Annotated in this window: 10 protein-coding genes; 3 read left to right on the plus strand and 7 right to left on the minus strand. The window is 52.9% G+C overall.

Going from position 1 to position 18130, the window contains the following annotated elements; all coding sequences use genetic code 11:
- Window positions 1–6 precede the first annotated feature (6 nt).
- Together ACS5NO_RS12505 and ACS5NO_RS12510 are read left to right on the plus strand one after the other, a co-directional pair.
- Window positions 7–2085, plus strand: coding sequence for a discoidin domain-containing protein (locus ACS5NO_RS12505; RefSeq protein ID WP_439415456.1), 2079 nt, complete (start codon window positions 7–9; stop codon window positions 2083–2085).
- Between the two features lie 111 nt (window positions 2086–2196).
- Window positions 2197–3387 carry an acyl-CoA dehydrogenase family protein gene (locus tag ACS5NO_RS12510; protein WP_439415457.1) on the plus strand — a complete coding sequence of 397 codons (1191 nt, stop codon included), beginning with the start codon at window positions 2197–2199 and terminating at the stop codon, window positions 3385–3387.
- An 84-nt stretch (window positions 3388–3471) separates the two neighbouring features.
- On the opposite strand, the gene ACS5NO_RS12515 is transcribed toward ACS5NO_RS12510, so the two are convergent.
- The 4 genes from ACS5NO_RS12515 to ACS5NO_RS12530 all read right to left on the minus strand — a co-directional run bounded on the left by ACS5NO_RS12515 (window position 3472) and on the right by ACS5NO_RS12530 (window position 7216).
- Entirely contained in the window at window positions 3472–4956 is a 1485-nt protein-coding gene (locus ACS5NO_RS12515; RefSeq protein WP_439415458.1) for a helix-turn-helix domain-containing protein, read from the minus strand.
- 118 nt (window positions 4957–5074) lie between these two features.
- Complete coding sequence (locus ACS5NO_RS12520) at window positions 5075–5533, minus strand: hypothetical protein (protein WP_138994118.1); 459 nt, start codon at window positions 5531–5533, stop codon at window positions 5075–5077.
- A 192-nt stretch (window positions 5534–5725) separates the two neighbouring features.
- Window positions 5726–6568, minus strand: coding sequence for a hypothetical protein (locus ACS5NO_RS12525; protein ID WP_439415459.1), 843 nt, complete (start codon window positions 6566–6568; stop codon window positions 5726–5728).
- A 225-nt stretch (window positions 6569–6793) separates the two neighbouring features.
- Window positions 6794–7216, minus strand: a complete 423-nt coding sequence (locus ACS5NO_RS12530; RefSeq protein WP_439415460.1) for an OsmC family peroxiredoxin — start codon at window positions 7214–7216, stop codon at window positions 6794–6796.
- A 212-nt stretch (window positions 7217–7428) separates the two neighbouring features.
- Here ACS5NO_RS12530 and ACS5NO_RS12535 point away from each other — a divergent pair, with 212 nt between their 5' ends.
- Window positions 7429–8142 (plus strand): MBL fold metallo-hydrolase, encoded by a 714-nt coding sequence (locus tag ACS5NO_RS12535; protein ID WP_439415461.1) that lies wholly within the window; start codon window positions 7429–7431, stop codon window positions 8140–8142.
- Between the two features lie 38 nt (window positions 8143–8180).
- Here ACS5NO_RS12535 and ACS5NO_RS12540 read toward each other — a convergent pair whose 3' ends face one another.
- From ACS5NO_RS12540 to ACS5NO_RS12550, 3 genes are read right to left on the minus strand one after another with little or no spacing between them, the layout of a single operon-like run.
- Window positions 8181–8396, minus strand: coding sequence for a hypothetical protein (locus ACS5NO_RS12540; protein WP_114409567.1), 216 nt, complete (start codon window positions 8394–8396; stop codon window positions 8181–8183).
- 33 nt (window positions 8397–8429) lie between these two features.
- A complete protein-coding gene (locus ACS5NO_RS12545) occupies window positions 8430–12458 on the minus strand; it encodes a non-ribosomal peptide synthetase (RefSeq protein WP_439415462.1) in 4029 nt (1342 codons plus the stop codon).
- A gap of 5 nt (window positions 12459–12463) precedes the next feature.
- Window positions 12464–17962 carry an amino acid adenylation domain-containing protein gene (locus ACS5NO_RS12550; protein WP_439415463.1) on the minus strand — a complete coding sequence of 1833 codons (5499 nt, stop codon included), beginning with the start codon at window positions 17960–17962 and terminating at the stop codon, window positions 12464–12466.
- Between the last annotated feature and the right edge of the window lie 168 nt (window positions 17963–18130).

Genomic DNA, 18130 nt, shown 5'->3' on the forward strand with positions numbered 1-18130 from the left:
TTATCGATGAAAAAAATTCTTTATTTAGGATTACTCAGTGCGTTAAGCGTCAACGCGCAGAAGACCGCGCCCCCCGCTCCCTACGGTGCCTTGCCGACTCCCCAGCAGGTCCAGTGGCAGAAAATGGAATATTACATGTTCATCCATTTTGGTCCGAACACGTTTACCAACAAGGAGTGGGGTCACGGCGACGAAGATCCGAAAGTCTTCAATCCGTCGCGTCTGGATGCCCGCCAATGGGCCAAAACCGCCAAAGCGGCTGGCATGAAAGCGATCATCATCACGGCCAAACACCACGACGGTTTTTGCCTGTGGCCGAGTAAATTCAGCAAACACACGGTTCGCGAGAGTGCCTGGAAAAACGGACAAGGCGATGTTCTGCGCGAGTTGTCCGCTACCTGCAAAGAATACGGGTTGAAATTTGGCGTCTACCTCTCGCCCTGGGACCGCAACCACCCCGCCTATGGCACACCGGAGTATAACCAGATTTTTGCCAACACGCTCGAGGAGGTACTGAGCAGCTACGGCGACGTGTTTGAACAATGGTTCGATGGGGCCAATGGCGAGGGTCCGAATGGAAAACGACACGAATACGACTGGGATCTGTTCCGGGGCGTGGTGTTCAAACACCAGCCGAAAGCCATCATTTTCAGTGACATAGGTCCGGGTTGCCGGTGGATGGGGAACGAATCCGGCATCGCCGGTGAAACCAACTGGTCGACGCTGAACACCGACGGTTTTGGCATGGGCAGTGCCGCGCCCTCCACGCAGGTGTTGAATACCGGCAATGAAAACGGGAAATACTGGATTCCGGCGGAAGTCGACGTGTCGATTCGGCCGGGCTGGTTTTACAGCCCCGATACCGACGACCGGGTGAAAACCCTGACGCACCTGATGAAAATTTATTACTCGTCGGTGGGCCGTAATGGCAATTTGCTGCTGAATGTGCCGGTTTCGCGCGAAGGTCTGATTCATCCCAACGATTCGACGCGGCTGATGGAATTCCGCAAAACCGTCGATGCTTCTTTCAAAACGAACCTGGCCCTGGGCAGAACCGTAACGGCTTCGACAGTCCGGGGAAAAGATAAACAGTTTGCGGCCGGTAATTTGCTGGATGGCAACTACGACACCTACTGGACGACGGATGACGCCGTTCGGCAGGCTTCATTTGTGGTTGACCTGGGAAAACCGACCGAAATCAACCGCGTGGTGTTGCAGGAATACATTCCGCTCGGGCAACGCGTCAAGTCGTTCAAAGTGGAAGCCTGGAATGGCAACCGGTTCGAAACCATCGATCAGCAAACGACCATTGGCTACAAACGGATTCTGGTTTTCCCGACGCTGAAAACCGCCAAAGTGCGGGTCACGATTCTCGACGCCAACGCTTGCCCGGTGCTGTCGTCGGTCGGTATTTACAAAGCACCGGAGCTGTTGTCGAACCCCGAAATTGCCCGGAGCAAACAGGGAATGGTGACGATCTCCTCGGAAGTTGCCGATCCGGTCATTCGGTACACCACGGACGGAACAGAGCCAACGCTGGCATCAGCGCGGTATTCGGCACCGTTCAACTACGCCAAAGGCGGTACGATCAAGGCAAAAGCGTTTATCAAAAATGGCGCGGAAGCGTCGGAAACCATCCCGGTTTCGTTCGACCTGGCACCTGCCAACTGGTCGGTCGTCGGTGATGAAAGCAGCCGGAATTCGGCCAGCCGGGCCATTGATTCGAACCCCGGCACTGTCTGGCAAACCGCCCGGCAGGAGGGCAGCCGAAAACATCCGCACGAGCTGGTTGTCAATCTGGGCGAAAGCCTGACGCTGAAAGGGTTTACCTACACGCCCCGGCAGGATGGCCAGTCGGGCGGGACGATCTACCAGTATAGTTTTTACGTGAGTGAAAACGGAACCGACTGGAAACCGGTGTTGGAAAACCGCTCGTTTGCCAACATTAAAAACAATCCGGTAAAACAGGAAGTGGCTTTTCCGGCTGCTCAGACTGCAAAATTCTTCAAACTGGTGGCGCTTTCGTCGGTGAATGAAAACGAACACTGGGCGTCGGCGGCTGAGGTTGGGGTCATCATCAAGTAAGGTGACGGCATCTAAAATGTAAAACCTGTTTGGTCCCCCCTAAACCTGTCAGGTCTTGAAGACCTGACAGGTTTAGGGGGGACCAAACAGGTTTATGAGTCAAGACACACTATGGCAGCAATTCACAACACCACCGGTTTTGAAGCACCGGATTTCTACGGGATCGACGAACTGCTGACGGCCGACCAGAGGCTCGTCCGGTCGGCCATGCGGGATTTTGTGAATCGGGAAATCAGTCCGATCATCGAAGACTGCGCCCAGCGGGCGGTTTTTCCAGCCGACATGCCCCGAAAGTTTGGCGAAATCGGTGCGTTTGGACCCACCATTCCGGCGGAATACGGCGGGGGCGGGCTCGATGCCATTTCGTACGGTCTGATGATGCAGGAAATCGAGCGGGGTGATTCGGGCATGCGCTCCTGTGTTTCGGTGCAAAGCTCACTGGTGATGTGGCCGATTCATGCGTTTGGCTCCGAAGAGCAAAAGCGGAAGTATTTGCCGAAACTGGCGACGGGCGAATGGCTGGGCTGTTTTGGCCTGACCGAACCCGACCACGGTTCGAACCCCGCCGGCATGCAAACTGCCTTCACGGAACACAGCGACCATTATTTGCTCAACGGTTCCAAATTATGGATCACCAATTCGCCGGTGGCTGATCTGGCCGTGGTCTGGGCGAAAAACGAACAGGGGCGTGTTCGGGGTTTGCTGGTCGAACGCGGAATGGAAGGCTTTTCGACGCCCGAAATCCACCACAAATGGTCGTTGCGGGCCAGTGCGACGGGTGAACTGGTGTTTCAGGATGTGAAAGTACCGAAGGAAAACCTGCTGCCCGACAGCGACGGTATGAAAAGTCCGCTGCGCTGCCTCGATCAGGCGCGTTACGGAATTGCCTGGGGCGTCGTGGGCGCGGCTATGGATTGTTACGACTCCGCCCGGCGGTATGCGCTGGAACGGCAGCAGTTCGGAAAACCCATTGCGGCTTTTCAACTGGTGCAGAAAAAACTGGCCGAAATGCTCACCGAAATCACGAAGGCGCAGTTGATCTGCTGGCGGTTGGGCGTGTTGAAAAACGAAGGGAAAGCGACTACGGCGCAGATTTCGATGGCCAAGCGGAACAACGTCGAAATGGCCCTGAACGTGGTTCGGGAAGCCCGGCAGATTCACGGAGCCATGGGCATTTCGGGCGAATACCCCATTATGCGCCACCTCATGAACCTGGAATCCGTGGTTACTTACGAAGGCACGCACGACATTCACCTCCTGATTCTGGGCAACGAAATCACGGGAATAGCGGCTTTTAAGTGAAGACTTATGAGTGAAGAATTAAGAGTTATGAGTTATGAGTTGGCTGACGCATTCTACTTTTAACTCATAACTCTTAATTCTTCACTATTTCAACTCCTCCAGTGCCTTTTTCATCGCATCGACCTGGCGTTTTTTCTGCAATCCGGTGGGAGCGGCCACGCGTTCGCGGCAGTCGAAAATCCCGCAGCGTTCACAGGCTTCGTTGACGATACGCTGGGAGATGTTGGGGGATAAGGGATTCAAAAACCGCATTTTACTTTTGAGCGTGTCGGTCATTTTAAAACACATCGACACACTCATGTTCTGTTGCTGGTGCGGCTGGTAGGGCTGGGCGACCGACACAATCAGGAAGGTATTTCCCGTATCGGCGTAGGTCGAAAGCTGGGCCTGGCACAACGCCCCTACGTGGTTTTTGTTTTTTTGCAGAAACGCCAGTTCCTGCAGAATGGTCAGGGCCACCCAACGGCGGCAGTAATGCTCATCGACCATGCTTTTTGGACCCTGCTGGCGCGTCAGGTGCATTTCCTTCGTCAGATGGAAATTGGTTTGCCCGGCGGTATTGTTAAACCGGTAAAAAAACAACTGATCGATGCCGAAGTATTTGGGAAGCAGGTTGCTAAGCCGATAGAAAAACCGCTCGGGCGTGGCGTTGAAGGACTGAATCAGGTTGAGAAAGGCATCGTTGCTCCAATTGGTCTGGTCGAAAATGGCCTGCAAGCGCGTGATCAGATCCGTCCGGCGAATCAGAATCGTTCCGGCAAAATAAGATGCTTTGTAGTTGTTGAGAATCTGCTCGAACGACTCCACTTCCACGTATGAATACGTATAGGGACGGATTTTCAGGTTGAGGTACTGAAATCCCACTTCGCGGGCCAAAATGAACGTTTTTTGCTCAGCCGATAAATGGCTGTTGAGGTAGAGTGTGCCGGATTCCGGGCGGAAAACGGAGCGCAGGGCCGCCAGTTCCGGGTGGCTCTCGCGGCTGAAGTCAACCAGTTTATAATTATACCGGGTTCGTAGCAGGCTGCTTAACAGGCTCTCATCGACCAGCGAATGGCTCGACGCAAACTCCGTCAAAAACCGGTCGCCATCCTGCTCGATGTCTTCAAAATAATTATCGTGCATTTCCTGGTACGACCGCAGCACCGCCATGTAAAGCCGTTCGACACTGACGTGGTAACTCCGCCCGATGTTCATCACTGTCGAAATCATGGCACTGACTTTGGCGGGGGCTTCTGCCAGCAATTCCAGCAGATCGGAGGGGTCGATGCCCAGGAGTTCGAGCGGGATTTCGGTTAGAAACCGGGAGCGCAGCAGTTCGGAAATGGGTTCGAGTTTCTTGCTGAGTTTGAGGGATACCAGCGTGTCATAGTCCACGTCCATTGCCTTGGCAAGGGCCGCAATTTTATCCGTTTTGGGGTATTTTCGGCCTTTTTCGATTTCGGTCAGATACGAAACCGAAAGCCCGGAAATCTGGCCCAGTTCACTGATCGATAACCCTTTATCCAACCGAATCTGTTTTAATTTCAGTCCAAAAAGCAGGCGGATATGGTCGGTATAGACAGCCACTGAGTAGGGGAGGTTAAGGTTCTGATGGAAGTAAAAATACCGCTAAAAACGACGGTAAACAAAAAAGTCCACCCGGTTCGATTTATACCGGGTGGACTTTCTGAAAAATGAATCGGGATTATCGTCTCATTCCTTTATATGAACGGGTCCATTTGGCTACAGTGCCATTTTGGTTCAGGGTCGTGACCGATGTGACGGTGACGAGCCGGCCTTCAAACAGGCCCGAACCCAGGAATTCGGCATCATATTGTTTGTTGCCCAGCGTCATCTGGTCGCGGGTTCGGTTAACCGTAAACTTGGTTCCGTCCAGTTTAACGACATCGTTGGCGATGCTGAAACCCGGGAATTCGGTGGTCATTTTCAATTCATTTGACGCATCTCCTTTGCTGAAGGTCAGGACGCCCTTGCCGCTGTCTTCATTAAAATCGATGGATCCGATGATGGTTTTTGACGAATAATCAATGTCGTAGGTTCCGTAGTATTGTTCTCTTGGATCGACATTATCCGCTTCAGAATCGCTTTTTTTACAAGAAGATATACCCACTACGAGGATGAAAAAAACGACGATGAGTCTCATTGTGCCCTTTAGGTTTTTCAACGGTTGAAAAATAGATAGATAATAGGTCATTTCGCTATAGAACGAAATCGATTGCACATCTAATATATTTCACCGCAAATGATACGCCAGAAATGGGAATATTCAATGAAAATTAATCGTGTTCCAGGTATCCGCCAAAGACGACGCGGAGGATTTAATACTGCGCCAGCGCTATTGTGGGCAGCTCCATTCGTATTTGTTGATATGAACGCGCATCCGGGGATCGGTATCAGGATAGTTAAACATCAGAATGTCGTACTTGAGATTTCCCTGGTCGTCGTAAATATACTTTAAATCGAATTCGATTTTTGTGCTGGTGTCGAGTGAAATGATATCAGTGCGAAGATTTTTGTCTTTTTTACCGTAGAAAAAAAATGGATTTGGGATCGGATTGGGTTTGGTCAGATCGAATTCATACCGCTCGGCATCGGTGCCAACGTTGTTTCCATTCACAATGTTGTAGTTGGTGGAGCCCTGCCGGATAACATATCCTTCGGCATCGTAGGTTACGTTGGGGTCGATTACCAGGCCCAGACTATTCAGGGGCACTATTTTGGTAAAGGAAGGGGGGACCGGATAATGCCCGTAATCATCGGTTTGGGTTATCTGGAGTTCCGTAGGTGAAAGGTACTCGTAGGCGGTGGTGATGGTAGCGGTCGGTCTCCGGTAGCGAATGACGGCCTTTGAAAGCCTTCCCTGCGAATCATACTCAAAGGCCGCATTGCTTTCTTCACCACCCGATCGTAAATCTTCGGATTTACCATTTACGGCATATTGCTGACCATTGAGATCCAGAATATCAGCTACTATAAAATAACTTCCGGAAATGCCGGTTACTTGCTGCCCCAGGGTGACGGTTTCTCCGGGCGGTATCAGGTAAGTATCCAGCCGATTTAACGTATAACTAACCCGGCACGGGTTCGACTCTTCGGGATTCAGGTGATCCTGAACGGTGCAGGATCCAAGCAGGATGAGAAAACAAGCGGGGAGCAGGAAACGGTATAAGGAGTGCATAGGACAAAAAGATTAAGTAAGGGATAGATATAGATTTTTACAGATAGACATGTTTTTATTCGTAATCGTTGGAATGTGTTATAAATAAAATTAAAAATGATAATAATTGTATTAATTGGTTGTTAATCCGCTTATGTGGCCCCGAAAAGCAAACCGCCTTCTTGATTGGAATAAGAAACGTTCTTATTCCAATCAAGAAGGCGGTTTGGCAATAAACAGATGACCTTATTCCAGCGTCGCGTCTACACTGATGGCCGTATTGAATAACTTCGAAATCGGGCAGTTCTTTTCGGCATGCTCGACGAGTTCGTCAAATTTATCTTTCTCAAGACCCGGAACACTGGCCTTCACGGTCAGCTTCGAGCTGCTGATGCTGCTGCTGGCGGTGTCGAGCGAAACAACGGCTTTGGCGTCGATGAACGTGGCCGTAAAACCGGCTCCCTGAATGTTAAAGGCGAGTTGCATTGCAAAACAGCCGGCGTGGGCCGCAGCCGCCAGTTCTTCGGGATTGGTCCCTATGCCATCGGCAAAACGGGTGTTGAAAGAATATTGGGTTCCGTCCAGAACGGTGCTGGCGGTGCTGACGGTACCTTTACCATCTTTGCCTGAACCTTCCCAATGGGCGGTGGCATTGCGTTTGATTTCCATAAAGTGGATGTTTGTGTTTAAGCCGGAAAAGTAAGAAATGTTGCGGACAGCCCGGCAACTTACTTAGGATTTGGTCTAAAAATAATACTGACTTCACAAGGCAAAGTGGAATTGTGGCGAATGCTTCGTTTTTCAAACATCCTGAATAGCCCGAATGGCAGGGCAAAACCGTATTACATCCTGGCGGGTTCACCCACGACAAACCAATTGCTATGCAAATCCTAAAAAATCTGTTTCAGGTAGGCGGTGACCTGAACGGCATCACCTACGACCAGCCGGGGGCGCTGTGGAACGATGCCAATTCGTACGTTTTAAAGACGGAACAGGGGTTGATTCTGTTCGATTGTGGCTGCGGGGATACGATGGAGCAGATTTTTGCCAACATGCGGTATTGGGATCTTTCGCCGGACGACATTCGGTACTGCATTCTGACGCACGCCCATTTCGACCATGCCGGTGGAGGCCACCTTCTGAAGGAGCGAGGTGTTCACTTCATCGCCCTGGGCGAAACGGCGGATGCCGTTGGTTCCGGCGACGAACGCTGCTGTGGGTATCTCTATCACAAAACATTCCGGCCGTTTGCGGTGGATCGACGGGTGGCAGACGGTGAGAAACTATTGCTACTGGGCGTAGAAATCGACGTGATGCACCTGCCCGGCCACAGCCGGGGTTGTACGGCCTACCTGTTCAACTGGGAGCAGAAGCGGGTCGTCGTCAGTGGCGACGTGATCGGGACGCTGTTGAGCGGAGATTTTGGCTGGAGTGGCTCCATTGATTTCGACAAAAAGAGCTACACGGAGTCGCTGCGCCGGTTTGCCAAAGTGGACACCGATCTGATGCTGCCCGGTCACGGCATGATCTATTTTCACAAACCCCGCCGACGGGTCGAAGAAGCGCTGAATTCGGCCCTGATGCAGTGGCGGTAAGGCCGGAATTGAATGCCAAACCGCGCGCATATCCGCCCTCAAGCCGATGCTTTCTTCGACAAATGCACAATGCACTTGCCTTCGGTGTTGATATGAAAATTCGTATTCAAATACAGTTCATTGACTTTTCCGTTTTTCTCCAGAAATTCTTCCACCGCACACCAAACCTCCTCGTCCATAGAAACCTCCTCGACCAACAGGGTTCCGTGGGGTAGAATTCTTCGTTCAGGATCAAGATTCGTAATGATTGCCATCGTGTACCGAAGTGAAAAGGTAAAAACCGGGTGTTAGGTTAAGCGATCCAGAACCTCCTGCAAGATCCGGGCAAATTCTTTGTCGTTGGGCGACGTAAACAAATTGAAATGGTCGCCGGGAACTTCGTGAATGGTAATCCCATTCAAAGCGAACGGTTTCCAGCCCAGGTATTCAAAATCATCTACATAATAGCTGTGTTTTTTAGCCCGAAACAAGGTTACCGTAATCTCCTGGGGTTCCAGCCGGTACTTTCGGGACGCGATTTCGTTGGCTTCATTTACTTTATAGTAGTTGCCATGGAACACTTTCAGATGGTCTTCGTTGTAGCGAATTTTTCGATAAAACCGGTTTGCTTTTTTCTGTACAGATTTGGTTACATTGACTACGGTTTCGCGCGGGTTTTCTTTCAATAACGTCAGCACATATAGCCGCTCTTTGATCGCGGTGAGGGTGTTTTGCCAGGCTCTTGCGGGCCAGGGGTCGAAAAAATTGGACTGGTAGGCATACGTATCGAACATCGCGAGCATTTTCACTTCTTTCCCCATTTTGCGGAGTTGTTTGCTCATTTCATACGCGATGATCCCCCCAAACGAATACCCGGCTAAAGCATACGGGCCTTCGGGGTTTTGAGCCCTGATGGCATCGATATAATAGGCCGCAATCTCTTCAATACTCTCTAGTGGCTTATCTTCGCTGTTAATTCCCTTGGCCTGCAAGCCATAAACCGGTTGATCGGGGTCCATGCTTAAGGCCAGGGTGTTGAACAGCAGCACGTGAAGGCCCGCGCCGTGGACGATATACAGCGGAATTTTGGTTCCGTGTGGTTTGATCGGCACCAGCGAATCCCAGGTGACCGACCGGCCATTCATGTGCAGAATCGACGCCAGTTTTTCGATTGTCGAATATTCGAAGAGGGTTGCCAGCGGCAGGTTTTTACCGGTTTTTTTCTCCAGAAGGCTCATCACCTGTACCGCCGTCAGCGAATGGCCGCCCAGTTCGAAAAAGTTATCGAACACACTGATGTTTTCAATTTTCAAACACTCGGTCCAGATTTCGGCCACCAGTTTTTCAACATCCGTTCGCGGGCTCATAAAACCGGTTTCATTATCCCGTTCGCTCAGCGAGGGCGCAGGCAGTAACTTCCGGTCAATTTTGCCGTTGGCGGTGATCGGGAATTTCGAGAGGGCCACAAAGGCGCGGGGAACCATGTAGTCGGGAAGCTGTTGCCGGACCTGCTGTTTCCACTGCTGAACCAGTTCCTTCGGGAGGGCCTGGTTAATTTCCGGGGATTCGGAGACGACATAAGCCACCAACTGCTGGTCGCCGGGCCGGTCTTCCCGGGCAATGACCACCACTTCTTTTATTTCCGGGATCTGATGGATGGTATTCTCAATTTCGCCGAGCTCGATGCGGTGTCCCCTGATTTTCACCTGATGATCGATGCGGCCCAGGCAGAGGATTTCGCCGTTTTCCAGTAACCGCCCCAGATCGCCGGTGCGGTACATCCGCCCTCCCGGTGTCCCCACAAACGGATCGGCTACAAACCGCTCCCGGGTCAACTCGGGGCGGTTCAGATACCCCCGCGCCACGCCCGCGCCCCCAATCCACAGTTCCCCTATTTCGCCGTCGGCAACCGGCTGTTGCTGTTCATCCAGGATGTAAACCCAGGTGTTGTGGATGGGACGGCCAATCGTAATCGGCTCGCCCTTCCGGATGTGTTTCAGGGTGCCCCAGACCGTGGTTTCTGTAGGTCCGTATACGTTCCAGAGCTCATCGGTTTTTTCGATGAGCTTATCGGCCAGGTCCGGTGCCAGCGGTTCGCCCCCACACAGCACTTTCAGCGGCAGGGGTTTGTCCCAGCCCGAATCGAGCACCATCCGCCAGGTCGCGGGGGTGGCCTGCATGATGGTGACGGTCTGGGTTTCGATCAGTTCGCGCAAGGCCCGGCCATCGCGGGCGGTGGCCTGATCGGCCAGCCGGATGGAGGCTCCCACGATCAGGGGCAAAAACAGTTCAAGGCCAGCAATGTCGAAGGAAATGGTGGTGATCGCCAGGACGGTATCATTCGGCGTAATGCCGGGCTGCTGGATCATGCTCCAGAGGAAATTCACCAGGTTGTGGTGTTCGATGAGCACACCCTTGGGTTTGCCCGTAGAGCCGGAGGTGTAGAGAACGTAGGCCAGGTCATTCCCTTCCACAATTTGTTCAGGCTCCTCCTTCGAGTGGTTTTTTGACTCCCGTAACGCGGTTTCCAGGTGAATTTCCGGTGTGTCCGTATTCAGGTAGTGGTGGTATTTTTCAGAGGTAATTAGCGTTTTGGCCGACGCGTCTTCCAGCATAAACTGCAGACGATCCGCGGGGTAGTCGGGGTCCAGCGGCAGATAGGCGGCACCAGCTTTCAGAACCGCCAGCAGAATCATGACCATTTCCGGCGACCGATCCAGCATGATGCCAACGATGTCTCCGCGCTGAACGCCTTCTTGGGTCAGGTAGCGGGCGAGCTGGTTGGCCGTTTCGTTCAACAGCCGGTAGCTTATTTTTTGCCGGTTAAAGACGAGCGCTGTTTTATCCGGCTGCTGTCGGGCGGTTTGGGCAATCAGGGTCTGTGTCGGTGTATGATAGGGGTAATCGGTTTTGGTATAGTTTAATGGAACCCAATTTTTTTTCAGCGGTTTCTCTGCTTTGAAATCGATGTCGCGAATGGCAATGGAAGCATCGGCCACCACGGTTTCCAGAATCCGAACCAATCCGCTCATCATCTGATCGATGGTCTCCGCCTTGTATAACCCGGTGTTATACGTCCAATTTAGCATAAGTGCCTGATCGTCGCCACTGACATCCAGAAACAGCTCGAAATTTTCGTACTTTTTGGGTTGGTAAACGACCCGGTGGGAGAGTCCGACAAAGCTAAAATCGCCGTCTTTTCGATTAAAATTAAAGATGATCGGCACCAGCGGCACCCTGGAAATATCTCTGGGAACGTTCAGCTTTCTCAATAGACTGCCAAACGTCAGGCGCTGGTGCTCATGCGCATCGAGAACCGATTTTTTACACTGTTTTAAAAAGTCAGAAAAACCGAGGCCCGTTTCGATCTGGCTGCGCAAGGGCAATAAATTGACACAATGCCCCGCCAATTGCTGATAATCGGTGATGGATTGGCCGGCCGTCGGCAAACCGATGATCACATCGTCCTGCCCGGTCAGCCGGTGGATCAATACCTCGAAAGCCGCCAGCAGGGTGGTGGCAAAGCTGCACCCGGCCTTTGCGGCCACTTTCCGGACGGCGGTCACCAGAGCCGGTTCGAGGGTATAATCCAGGCGGTGGCAATCGAAGGTGCGGGAGGCTGGTCTGGGGAAATCGGTGGGCAGATCAAAAACCGGAATCTTCTTTTTGTACAGGTTCAACCAGAACGCTTCCGTCCGGAGGTAGTCATCACTGCTCAGATACTGAAACTGCCGCGTGGCATATTCCGCAAACGAAGGCGCTTCGGGTAGATCGGGAAGGGTGCCGTTGACAAAACTCGAATAAAATACACTCAAGTCGTTCAGAATGACGCCCATCGACCAGCCATCGCTGATGATGTGGTGCGTGGTCAGCACCAGTTCATGCACCTGATCCGACACCTTGAACAGACCCACTTTCAGTAAGGGACCCTGCAACAGGTCAAATACGTGCATCGTGTCCTGTTCCAGATAGTCCGCGAGCAAACGGTCTTTTTGGGCGGCCGGGTTGTGGGAAAGATCCTGGTAGAAAATTTCAATCTGCAGTTCTTTGTAGACGTAGATGTGTTCACCGTTGGGGCTGACGACGGAACGTAAAGCGTCGTGTCGGTCAACCACCGCCTGAACCGCCTGGGTCATGGCATGGCGATCCAATGCCCCTTCCAATCGCAGCGTGTTCGTTAGATTATAAGACCGGTTGGCATTATCTCCACCCAACAGACAGGCGATCCAAATTTCGGTTTGCGGCCCGGTAGACGGTGCTATTTGCGCAATTTCGGGACCCGCAAAAGGGTCAAAATCAACCGCTATCGTTTTAGGCATCGTAAAGTTTGCTACCATTCTGGTTAGAGTATGATCTGTAAATAGCTCCCGGGTTTCTCGGGATCTGAGATGAACCACGCCGGATTTCCATCCCGGTCTTTGCCCAGCCGGGCCCCCGGAACGGGCGGTTCTGTAAACGCATAGTCCGGGAAAGACCGCTCGGATCGTGGCATTTTCAAGACGGTTTTCGGCCGTTCAACGACGGCCTCCGGGGTTTTGACGGAACTGGTTTTTCCTGCCCCGTTCAGACCCGGCAGAACGGCTTGGGAAGCCAGGGACGGCAGGTTCTGCAGGGTATTCTGGAGGTATTCAATTTTTTCGGTCAAGATCTGCAACTGCCGGGCCATCTGATCCATGGCCGGATCACGGTTTACAACGGCCGTTCCTGTCTGGGCGAGTGCCGGAGCCGGTTGGGACTCAGGAGCGGGTGTCTGAGGCTCATAAGCGCCAGCCGGCAAGTCCCGGTCGAGGTAGGCCACCAGGGCATCCAGTGTGCCGTATTCCTCATTCAGTTGGCGGAAGGTAATGGGCAACCCAAACTCTTTTTTCAGGGTGGAGGATACCTGCGTCAGCAGCAACGAATCCAGTCCCATTTCATAAAAGCTCAGTTCCGGTCGCATCTGGTCCACCGCAATGCCGGATGCATTTTTCAGCTTTTCCCGCACGATTTGGATAAGAATCTCTTTGCGGCTGTTGGTTTGGGGCCGGGCGACCTCAGGCCGGTTGGCCGTCACTTGCGATTGCTCCCCCGACCCCACTGATGAACTGATCGCGGACGCAGCGGGTTTTGGTGGATCGACCCAATACCGTTTTCGATCGAAAGCATACGTGGGCAGGTCTGCTTTTGCCCGGTTTTGATGGCGGTAGAAAGCATGCCAGTCGGGTTCCAGCCCTTGGAGCCACACCTGACCCAGCCCATTCAGCAATGCCTGATAATCGGTTGACACGCCTTTTCGGTCGAGGCTGGTGGCCAGCGCGGCCGGTTTGGACCCCGCCTGCTGGCGGGCCAGGGTGGTCAGGCCGCTACCGGGCCCAACTTCCAGCAGCACCGGTCGGTTCAATTCAAAAACAGAGTCCAGGGCATCGGCGAAGCGCACGGGCAGGCGCAGGTGGGTGGCCCAGTAGGCCGGGTCCGTCGCCTGCGCATCCGTCAGCCAGGTGCCGCTTACCGTCGAGATAACCGGTTTTCGCGGATGCTGTAAACGAACCTGCTGAACGGTTTTTTCAAAGACAGGTACGACCGAATCCATCATGTTTGAATGAAAAGCGTGACTCGTTGCCAGCACCCGATTCGGTATTTCTTTTTGATCCAGAAGTCTGGCAAAGCAGGCAATTTCTTCATCCTCACCGGCAACCACACACAGGGAATGGCTGTTGAAAGCCGCCACGGATAAGGTTTCGGGCATCAGGGCGGTCATCTGCTCCGCGCCGGCCCGCACCGAGAGCATGCTGCCTGTAGGAAGTTCGCTCACCAACCGGCCGCGAACCGCAATCAGCCGGATGGCATCTTCCAGCGAAAAAATACCGGCCAGATGCGCACCGACAAATTCACCAATGCTATGGCCACAAAATACGGTGGGCTCGATGCCCCAACTCAGCCAGACCCTCGCCAGGGCATATTCGGTGACAAAAATAGCCGGCTGCGTAAACCGCGTATTTTTGAGTCGTTCTTCCGTTTCCCGGTTGGTTTCGTCGGGAAACAGAACCTGGCGGATATCGACTTCCAGGTGTTCCCGGAGCAGGTCGGCACAGTGGTCTACGGCCTGTTTGTAAACCGGCTCGTTCTCATACAGGTCGCGGCCCATGTTGAGGTATTGCGCGCCCTGGCCCGGAAAAAGAAAGACCACATCGCCCGGTGGTTCCTGTAGCGTTTTCTGGCTCGATGCCGGGATATTTTCATTTCTTAATTGCCCGATCAGTGCCTCCGTCGACGTAGCGGTTACAAATCGCCGGTGGTTGAAATCCGCCCGGGCCGTTTGCAGGGTAAACGCCACATCCGCCAGATTCAAGGTCCGGTTTTGCGTCAGGTGTACTGCCAGTAGCTGGCCATACGCTTCCCGGCTGGCCGTCGATTTGGCCGACCAGGTGATCAATTGAACCGGGCGTTGCGGTTCTGCCGGATCGGTAAGGGGCATTACTCCCTCACCGACGAACTCCTCCAGTACGATATGAACATTCGTTCCACCCACCCCGAAAGAGCTGACGCCCGCCCGGCGGGGCTGGTCAGGATTTGAAACCGACGCTGGCCAGGCACCAAACGCAGTATTCACAAAAAACGGGCTGTTGGCGAAATCAATGGACGGATTCGGCGTCGAGAAATGGAGCGTGGCCGGAATTTGTTTGTGATGCAGCGCCAGGGCCGTTTTAATAAATCCGGCTACCCCGGCGGCAGCGTCCAGGTGCCCCATGTTGCTTTTGATGGAACCGATGGCGCAATATTGGGTGGGAACCTGATTCCCGAAAGCCATTTTTAACCCTTCAATTTCGATGGGATCACCAATTGGTGTGGCCGTTCCGTGGGCTTCAACGTAGCTGATGGTCGCCGGATCGATGCGGGCATCGTCGATCGCCATTCGGATGGCCCCCGCCTGTCCTTCGGCACTGGGGGCCGTAAAGCTCCCCTTGCCGCTTCCATCGTTGTTGACACCGGTTCCTTTGATGATGGCATAGATGGTGTCCCCATCCTGTTGGGCGGCTTCGGCATTTTTCAACAACACTACCCCCGCGCCATCGCTGAAAACCGTTCCCTGTGCATCCGAATCGAACGAGCGGCAATGCCCGTCGCGGCTATAAATGGAACCCTCTTCGTAGAGATGACCACTCATCAACGGAGCCCGAATACTGGACCCGCCTGCCAAGGCAACATCACACTGGCCGTTGCGAAGGCTGTCGACGGCCTGCGCGATCGCCAGCAGGGAGGTTGAACAGGCGGAATGAACGCTGACCGCCGGCCCCGTTAAATTCAGTTGGTAGGCCGTCCGGGTGGCGATGTAATCTTTTTCATTCGCGGTCATCACCTGATAGCTGCCGACCTGATTCATCAGGAATGGATTAGTCAGCACATGGTTGTAGTAATAGGTATTGTTGCCACAGCCCGCATAAACCCCAATCAATCCATCATATTTTTGGGGTAAATAACCGCCATGCTCCAGGGCTTCCCAGGCAATTTCAAGGAAAATCCGTTGCTGGGGGTCCATGAGTTCTACCAGTTTCGGATTCAGGCCAAAAAAGCGGGGGTCGAACTGACTGGCACCTGAAACGACGCCCCGGGCTTTCACGTAGTTTTCGTCCTGTGTCAGTTCGGCGGGCAACGATTGGTCCAGTTCTTCGTCGGTAAAAAAGGAGATGGTTTCCCGGCCTTCCTTCAAAACTGTCCACAACTCTTCAATCGTATTGGCACCGGGAAAACGCCCGGCCATGCCGATAACGGCGATGTCGCCCGTACTGCCCGACCGGTTTACGGTCTTTCGTTTGGGGGCGGAATTTCCTTTTTTACCTTCCAGAAAGCCGGCCAGCCCGGCTACCGTCGGGTATTGATAAATGGTTGTTACGGGCAATTCATAGGCATATTTTTCTTTCAGGCTGAGCATCATTCGCAGCGCCAAAAACGAGTTGCCACCCAATTCGAAAAAGTTATCCTGAATGCTGACGTGGTTTACCTTCAGAAGTTCTTTCCAAAGGTCTACCAGGTTGTTTTCCACTTTCGTGCCCGGCGAGATGAACTCCCTCGTTAGCAACTCGGAGGCATCGGGGTTGGGCAAAGCTTTGCGGTCGACCTTGCCGTTGCTGGTTAACGGGATTTCAGTCAGTTCCATCAACAATTGCGGAACCATGTAATCCGGCAGTTTGGACTGCAAAAACTGGATCGCGGCCTGTTTATTAAATTCTCCTTCGGGAATAAGGTATCCGATCAGGCGTTTGTCTCCGCCCGGCCCTTCCTTGGCGTCGACGACACACTGTTTGACGCCGGGAAACTGATGCAGGACGTTGTCAATCTCGCCGAGCTCAATCCGATAGCCTCTGATTTTTACCTGATGATCGATGCGGCCCAGGCAGAGGATTTCGCCGTTTTCCAGAAACCGCCCCAGATCCCCCGTGCGGTACATCCGCCCTCCCGGTGTTTGGGCAAACGGATCGGCCACAAACCGTTCCTGGGTCAACTCGGGGCGGTTCAGGTAGCCCCGTGCGACGCCAGCCCCTCCAATCCACAATTCCCCGACTTCGCCTTCCGCTACCGGTTGTTGCTGTTCATCCAGGATGTAGACCAGGACGTTGTGGATGGGGTGGCCCACGGTGATCGTTTCGCCCAGCCGGATGTGTTTCACGGTGGCCCAAACCGTTGTTTCCGTAGGTCCGTACAGGTTCCATATTTCAGCCGCTTTGCCGGTGAGCTTTTCCACCAAGTCCTGCGCCATGGGTTCGCCCCCGCAGAGCACTTTCAGGGGCAGCGATTTTTTCCAGCCTGAATCGAGCATCATCCGCCACGTGAACGGGGTGGCCTGCATGATGGTGATGTTGTGGTTCTCAATCAGGTTCAGTAAAGCGCGGCCATCACGGGAGGTGGTCAGATCGGTCAGCCGGACGGAGGCTCCCACGATCAGGGGCAGAAACAGATCGAGGCCGGCGATGTCGAAGGAAATGGTGGTGACCGCCAGAATGGTATCGCTGGGCGTGATGCCGGGCTTATCGATCATGCTCCAGAGGAAGTTCACCAGGTTGTGGTGCTCGATAAGCACGCCTTTGGGTTTGCCGGTGGAGCCTGAGGTGTAGAGGACGTAGGCCAGATCCTGGGGCGTGAACGCATTTGAAGGAGGTTGGGTAGACTCCCGGGCAATCATCTCCCAGTCCCGATCGATAAACACCGGTTCCAATTTTTCCCGGCCCTTCAGTAGAAAACTGGAGGGGGCATCCGTAACTGCCAGACAACTATCACTATCGGAAAGCATGTAAGCAACCCGGTCCTGCGGGTATTCCGGATCGATAGGTACATAGGCCCCGCCTGCCTTCAGAATCCCCAGAATGCCCACCAGCAACTCTAGCGAGCGATTCAGGCAGATGGGGACAAGGGTTCCGGCCTTTATGTTCTTTTTTTTGAGATAATTGGCCAGTTGACTGGATTTATCATCCAGTTGTTGATACGTTATTTGTTGGTCATTAAAAGTCATGGCTACCTTATCCGGTGTTCTTTTGACCTGCTCACGGAATAAGGTTACGACGGTTTTATTTTCAGGAAATGGAATCATAAAATCAGGGATTGGCAAAGCCGATTTGTCAATTTCTCCCGTGCTGGTTCTGGGGAAATCTTTCAGCCAGATATAATGGGAAGGAATCATATAATCCGGTAAATGCTGTGCCAAAGCCGACCGAATGGCGGAAGTTTCCGGCTCCGTTTCTGTGGCAATCAGGTAAGCAACTAACGTTGTCTGAACTAGTTGATTCTTCCGTTTTAGTACGATTGCCTGCCGGATGCCGGCCTGTTGCTGTAAAACAATCTCGATGGTATCAGTATCATATCGTTCCATTCAATATTGATTTTAAAACGTTCAGGAATTTACAGTATTCATCCCGGATGAAGGTGAAATCGTACTTATTTAGTATGGCGAAAAAGGCAATAACGTTAACGGATATAACTCCAGATAAACTTTTTAATCGTAAAAGAGTAGTACGGGAATGAGATGCACATACAAACC

It is taken from the genome of Larkinella fluvii, from assembly GCF_051857545.1.
Classification (GTDB): domain Bacteria; phylum Bacteroidota; class Bacteroidia; order Cytophagales; family Spirosomataceae; genus Larkinella.

Coding starts and splice junctions, on each gene's coding strand:
- ACS5NO_RS12505 (WP_439415456.1), top strand. CDS start 7: ATGAAAAAAATTCTTTATTTAGGATTACTCAGTGCGTTAAGCGTCAAC.
- ACS5NO_RS12510 (WP_439415457.1), top strand. CDS start 2,197: ATGGCAGCAATTCACAACACCACCGGTTTTGAAGCACCGGATTTCTAC.
- ACS5NO_RS12520 (WP_138994118.1), bottom strand. CDS start 5,533: ATGAGACTCATCGTCGTTTTTTTCATCCTCGTAGTGGGTATATCTTCT.
- ACS5NO_RS12525 (WP_439415459.1), bottom strand. CDS start 6,568: ATGCACTCCTTATACCGTTTCCTGCTCCCCGCTTGTTTTCTCATCCTG.
- ACS5NO_RS12530 (WP_439415460.1), bottom strand. CDS start 7,216: ATGGAAATCAAACGCAATGCCACCGCCCATTGGGAAGGTTCAGGCAAA.
- ACS5NO_RS12535 (WP_439415461.1), top strand. CDS start 7,429: ATGCAAATCCTAAAAAATCTGTTTCAGGTAGGCGGTGACCTGAACGGC.
- ACS5NO_RS12540 (WP_114409567.1), bottom strand. CDS start 8,396: ATGGCAATCATTACGAATCTTGATCCTGAACGAAGAATTCTACCCCAC.
- ACS5NO_RS12545 (WP_439415462.1), bottom strand. CDS start 12,458: ATGGTAGCAAACTTTACGATGCCTAAAACGATAGCGGTTGATTTTGAC.
- ACS5NO_RS12550 (WP_439415463.1), bottom strand. CDS start 17,962: ATGGAACGATATGATACTGATACCATCGAGATTGTTTTACAGCAACAG.